Raw genomic sequence first — 5460 nt, 5'->3', positions numbered from 1 at the left:
ACCCGTCTCGAATGGCAGCGCGCCTGGGCCAGCCAAGGAACTTACGAGGCGGTTACCTCTCTGGTGAAGGAGCATTCCGGTGCTTACGGCATGGGCATCGATTATGCCGTCACCCACGTTCACGGCGGCTCTGAGCGGGTCATCCACGGCAGGCGCATCGGCCCCAACCCGGCCAAGTAAACCCGGCATCGCTCCGGCAGGACGCCACCTGCCGGAGCGAATTGCTTCCTACAAAGCGAAGGGTCTCCTCCATGAAAATCTATCTCCTGTCACTCGGTGCAGGCGTGCTGGTGGGCGTGATCTACAGCCTGCTCAACGTCCGTTCGCCCGCCCCGCCTGTCGTCGCTCTCATCGGTTTGCTTGGGATCCTCGTCGGTGAGCAGCTCGTTCCGCTGGCAAAAAGCATCTGGACTCGCGAGCCTGCTGCCCTTTCCTGGCTGCATCAGGTAAAGCCGCACATGTTCGGCCACCTCCCGCAAGGCGGTCCGAACGTGGTGGAGGTGACCTCCCAGCGCAAAGATCCGACATTGGGGAAAAGCTGATGACGACGCGCCGCACCTTCCTGGGCGCAGCATCGAGCCTCGCCTTTTCAAATCTGTTTTCTACGGCCCATGCCGCCGATCCCGTCAAGACCGGAGTCGCTCCAATGTATGCAGATATCGTCCTTCATCATGGATTGATCACTACGCTCGACCGCACCAACCCGAATGCCACGGCGATCGCCATTAAGGATGGCTTGTTCATGGAAGTGGGCAGCGACAGCGAGATCATGGCGCTTGCCGGGCCGAGTACAAAGGTGATCGATCTAAAGGGCAAACGCGTGCTGCCCGGCCTGATTGATAACCACACCCACGTCGTGCGTGGCGGTCTCAACTACAATATGGAACTGCGTTGGGATGGCATCCGCAGCCTTGCCGACGCCATGGACATGCTGAAGCGGCAGGTGGCGATCACGCCAGCCCCGCAATGGGTGCGAGTCGTCGGCGGTTTCACCGAACATCAGTTTGTCGAAAAGCGCCTGCCGACGATCGAAGAGATCAACGCGATCGCGCCGGATACTCCGGTTTTCCTACTCCATCTCTATGACCGGGCGCTCCTGAACGGCGCAGCACTTCGTGCCGTCGGTTACACCCGCGATACGCCGAATCCGCCGGGCGGGGAAATTACCCGCGATACCAATGGCAATCCGACTGGCATGCTGCTGGCAAAGCCGAATGCCGGCGTTCTTTATTCGACGCTCGCCAAGGGGCCGAAACTGCCGTTCGACTACCAGGTCAATTCCACCCGCCATTTCATGCGCGAGCTGAACCGGCTCGGCGTCACCGGCGTCATTGATGCCGGGGGCGGTTACCAGAACTACCCGGACGACTATGCCGTCATTCAGAAACTCTCCGATGAAGATCAGCTTACCGTTCGCCTTGCCTACAATCTATTTACGCAGAAGCCGAAGGAAGAGAAGCAGGATTTCCTGAACTGGACGCGGTCTGTCAAATACAAGCAGGGCAACGACTACTTCCGCCACAATGGCGCTGGCGAGATGCTGGTCTTCTCGGCCGCGGATTTCGAAGACTTCCGCCAGCCGCGCCCGGACATGCCGCCGGAAATGGAAGGCGAACTTGAAGACGTGGTGCGGGTGCTGGCCGAAAACCGTTGGCCTTGGCGCCTTCATGCCACCTATGACGAAACCATCAGCCGCTCGCTCGACGTGTTCGAGAAGGTCAACAGGGACATCCCGCTCGAAGGCCTGAACTGGTTCTTCGACCATGCAGAGACGATATCGGACCGCTCCATCGATAGGATCGCAGCGCTTGGTGGTGGCATCGCGACGCAGCATCGCATGGCCTATCAGGGCGAATACTTTGTCGAACGCTATGGTCACGGCGTTGCAGAAGCCACGCCGCCGATCAAGCGCATGCTCGAGAAGGGCATCAACGTCTCCGCCGGCACAGATGCGACCCGCGTTGCCTCCTACAACCCGTGGGTTTCGCTCTCCTGGATGGTGACCGGCAAGACCGTGGGCGGCATGCAGCTCTATCCCCGCGCCAACTGCCTTGACCGCGAAACGGCGCTTAGGATGTGGACCGAAAACGTCACTTGGTTCTCCAACGAAGAAGGCAAGAAGGGCCGCATTGAGAAGGGCCAGTTCGCCGATCTCGTCGTGCCGGACAAGGACTTTTTCTCTTGCTCCGAAGACGAGATTTCATTCCTGACGTCAGACCTCACCATGGTCGGCGGCAAGATCGTCTACGGTGCCGGCGACTTCAAGGCGCTCGATGAGAACGACGTGCCGCCTGCAATGCCCGATTGGTCGCCTGTCAGGGCTTTCGGCGGTTATGCCGCCTGGGGAGACCCGGAAGGCGCCGGCAAGCGCTCGCTTCGCCGCACGGCGATATCGACATGCGGCTGTGCCAGCGACTGCGGCGTGCATGGCCACGACCATGCCGGGGCATGGACTTCGAAACTGCCAATCGCTGACCTAAAGGCCTTTTTCGGTGCTCTCGGTTGCTCCTGCTGGGCCGTATGAGGAAAAAATCATGCCATCGGACATCCCCCTCCGCAACTGCGTCGTTTCACTGCTCGCGTCGCCCGTGGCGCGTTTCATCGCGCTGCTCGGCTTATGCGCAGCCTATATCCAGGGGCCGCTGACCAAGATCTTCGACTTTAACGGCGCCATTGGCGAGATGGAGCATTTCGGACTTCATCCAGCGGTGTTCTTCGCGGTCGCGGTCATCGCGTTCGAGCTTGCGGCTTCGGCCATGGTGCTTTCCGGCTTCCTGCGTTGGCTCGGAGCGCTGGCTCTCGCGGGATTCACGTTGCTTGCGACCCTCGTTGCACTTCGATTCTGGGAAATGCCTTCCGGGATGGACCGCATGATGGCAACGAATGCCTTCTTCGAACATCTTGGTCTCGCTGGCGCGTTCGTGATCGTTGCAACAATCGATATCGGCAAGGGAACGAGCAGATGAGCGTCAGAAAATCCTCCGGTGGCTTCGCACCGCTCCGTCAACCCGTCTTCGCGGTGCTATGGGCGGCCACGGTTCTGGGCAACACCGGCAGTTTCATGCGCGATGTCGCCAGCTCCTGGCTGATGACGGATCTTTCCGCTGCCCCTGCGGCGGTCGCCATGGTGCAGGCGGCCGGCACGCTGCCGATCTTCCTGCTGGCAATCCCGGCAGGCGTTCTCTCGGACATCCTCGACCGGCGCAAGTTCCTCATCGCCGTTCAGCTTCTTTTGGCAAGTGTCAGCATAACGCTGATGACATTGTCCCACGTAGGCATGCTTTCGGTCAGCGCGCTGATTGGCTTGACGTTCTTAGGCGGTATCGGTGCCGCGCTCATGGGACCGACATGGCAGGCGGTCGTGCCCGAACTCGTGCCTCGCGAAGATGTGAAGAATGCCGTCGCTCTGAATTCGCTGGGCATCAATATTGCGCGCTCAATCGGTCCTGCGGCTGGTGGCTTGCTGCTTGCCGCTTTTGGTGCCGCCGTTACCTACGGCGTCGACGTTGCGACGTACGTCCTCGTCATCGCGGCGTTGATCTGGTGGCCGCGCGCCAAGGATGCCAACGACGCGTTGTCGGAAGGGTTTTTCGGCGCCTTCCGGGCAGGACTGCGTTACACCCGCGCCAGCCAGACGCTTCATGTCGTGCTGCTTCGAGCGGCGATCTTCTTTGCGTTCGCCAGTGCTGTCTGGGCACTGCTTCCGTTGGTTGCGCGCCAACTCCTGGGCGGTGACGCCAGCTTCTACGGCATCCTTCTCGGCGCTGTCGGTGCAGGTGCAATCGGCGGTGCGCTCGTCATGCCGCGGCTGCGGCAGCGTCTGGATGCCGACAGCCTGTTACTCGGGTCTGCGCTCGTGACGGCGTTGGTCATGGCGGCGCTTTCGCTGGCTCCGCCGCAAGGGCTGGCGGTCTTTATCCTTCTGTTCCTCGGCGCAGCATGGATCACCGCCCTCACCACTCTCAACGGCGCCGCGCAAGCGATCCTGCCGAACTGGGTGCGGGGGCGCGGCCTTGCCGTCTATCTGACTGTCTTCAACGGTGCGATGACGGCCGGCAGCCTCGGCTGGGGTGCTGTCGGCGAAGTTGCCGGCGTCTCGGGCACATTGGTGATCGGTGCGGGCGGACTGCTCGTGGCTGGACTGATCATGCACCGTATCAAACTGCCCTCTGGCGATGCCGATCTGATTCCATCAAACCACTGGCCCGAACCACTCGTCGCAGAACCGGTTGCGCATGATCGAGGCCCGGTCCTGATCCTGATCGAATACAATGTCGAAAAACATCATCGCACCGCCTTCCTGCATGCGCTGGACAGAATGTCTCACGAGCGGCGGCGTGACGGGGCCTATGGATGGGGTGTGACGGAAGACTCTGCCGATCCGCAAAAGATCGTCGAATGGTTCATGGTGGAATCCTGGGCTGAACATCTCCGACAGCACAAGCGGGTATCGAACGCCGATGCCGATCTTCAAGGTCAGATGCTTGCCTATCATTCAGGGAGGGACAAGCCTGTCGTCCGGCATTTCCTGGCAATCAACCGGCCTGGCGCGGCTTAAGATGGCCAGCAGAGAGCGGCCGGTCCGCACCCTCCATTGTTGCGAAAATCGCAATCAAATCGAAACTACTGGTGCAATTGTCGGCATTGGCTCTGGACGGCAATATCTCGCTAACAGACGAACACGGCCTAAGGGCACAAGCAGGGATCGCAGGACACGAAGATGACTGAGAACTACCCTTCCATCACGCGCCGCGGCGCATTGCTTTCCGGAGCTGCCGCCGCTGCGGCCATGGCGCTCCCCTCATCGTTCGGCTTTGCCGCCAACATTGCTTCCAACACCACCTCAATTAAAGGAGACAACACAATGGGCTACATCACCACCAAGGACGGCGTCGAAATCTTCTATAAGGATTGGGGTCCCACGGATGCCCAGCCGATCGTCTTCCACCATGGCTGGCCGCTCTCATCAGACGATTGGGACGCCCAGATGCTGTTCTTCCTATCCAAGGGCTATCGCGTCGTCGCCCATGATCGACGCGGTCACGGACGCTCCGCGCAGGTCGCAGACGGTCACGATATGGACCACTATGCCGCCGACGCCTTCGCTCTCGTTGAAGCCCTTGACCTGAAGAACGCCGTTCACATCGGGCACTCGACAGGTGGCGGCGAGGTCGCCCGTTATGTCGCAAAATACGGTCAGCCTTCCAGCCGCGTCGCCAAGGCCGTTCTGGTCTCCGCCGTTCCTCCGCTGATGCTGAAGACCAAGACAAATCCGGGCGGCCTTCCGATGGAAGTCTTCGACGGCATTCGCAGGGGCGTTGCTGAAAACCGCGCGCAGCTCTTCGTCGACTTTCCCACCGGTCCATTCTACGGATTCAACCGTCCCGACGCTAAGGTTTATCCTGGCGTCATCCAGAATTGGTGGCGGCAGGGCATGATGGGCAGCGCCAAGGCTCATTA

At 60.6% G+C, this 5460-nt stretch carries 5 protein-coding genes and 1 pseudogene; all 6 read left to right on the top strand.

Annotated elements, in window-relative coordinates:
• A pseudogene (locus C9413_RS26940) lies at window positions 1–180 on the top strand (hydrolase); the annotation flags it as partial.
• A 71-nt stretch (window positions 181–251) separates the two neighbouring features.
• A complete protein-coding gene (locus C9413_RS26935; RefSeq protein ID WP_040114538.1) occupies window positions 252–542 on the top strand; it encodes a XapX domain-containing protein in 291 nt (96 codons plus the stop codon).
• Window positions 542–2524 (top strand): amidohydrolase, encoded by a 1983-nt coding sequence (locus tag C9413_RS26930; RefSeq protein WP_040114537.1) that lies wholly within the window; start codon window positions 542–544, stop codon window positions 2522–2524. Before C9413_RS26935 ends, C9413_RS26930 begins: the two co-directional genes overlap by 1 nt.
• Before the next feature lie 10 nt (window positions 2525–2534).
• Window positions 2535–2966, top strand: coding sequence for a DoxX family protein (locus tag C9413_RS26925; protein WP_040114536.1), 432 nt, complete (start codon window positions 2535–2537; stop codon window positions 2964–2966).
• Window positions 2963–4558: an MFS transporter gene (locus C9413_RS26920; RefSeq protein WP_040114535.1), complete on the top strand. Its 1596-nt coding sequence runs from the start codon at window positions 2963–2965 to the stop codon at window positions 4556–4558. The genes C9413_RS26925 and C9413_RS26920 overlap by 4 nt, the downstream gene beginning before the upstream one ends.
• A gap of 162 nt (window positions 4559–4720) precedes the next feature.
• On the top strand, window positions 4721–5460 hold a 740-nt coding region (locus C9413_RS26915; RefSeq protein ID WP_170251145.1), incomplete at its 3' end, for an alpha/beta hydrolase.

Source organism: Rhizobium sp. SEMIA 4085 (assembly GCF_013004495.1).
Taxonomy (GTDB): Bacteria; Pseudomonadota; Alphaproteobacteria; order Rhizobiales; family Rhizobiaceae; genus Rhizobium; species Rhizobium gallicum.
The sequence above is the reverse complement of the archived record's forward strand: the minus strand, read 5'-3'. Positions and strand labels throughout refer to the sequence as shown.

Coding starts and splice junctions, on each gene's coding strand:
- C9413_RS26935 (WP_040114538.1), top strand. CDS start 252: ATGAAAATCTATCTCCTGTCACTCGGTGCAGGCGTGCTGGTGGGCGTG.
- C9413_RS26930 (WP_040114537.1), top strand. CDS start 542: ATGACGACGCGCCGCACCTTCCTGGGCGCAGCATCGAGCCTCGCCTTT.
- C9413_RS26925 (WP_040114536.1), top strand. CDS start 2,535: ATGCCATCGGACATCCCCCTCCGCAACTGCGTCGTTTCACTGCTCGCG.
- C9413_RS26920 (WP_040114535.1), top strand. CDS start 2,963: ATGAGCGTCAGAAAATCCTCCGGTGGCTTCGCACCGCTCCGTCAACCC.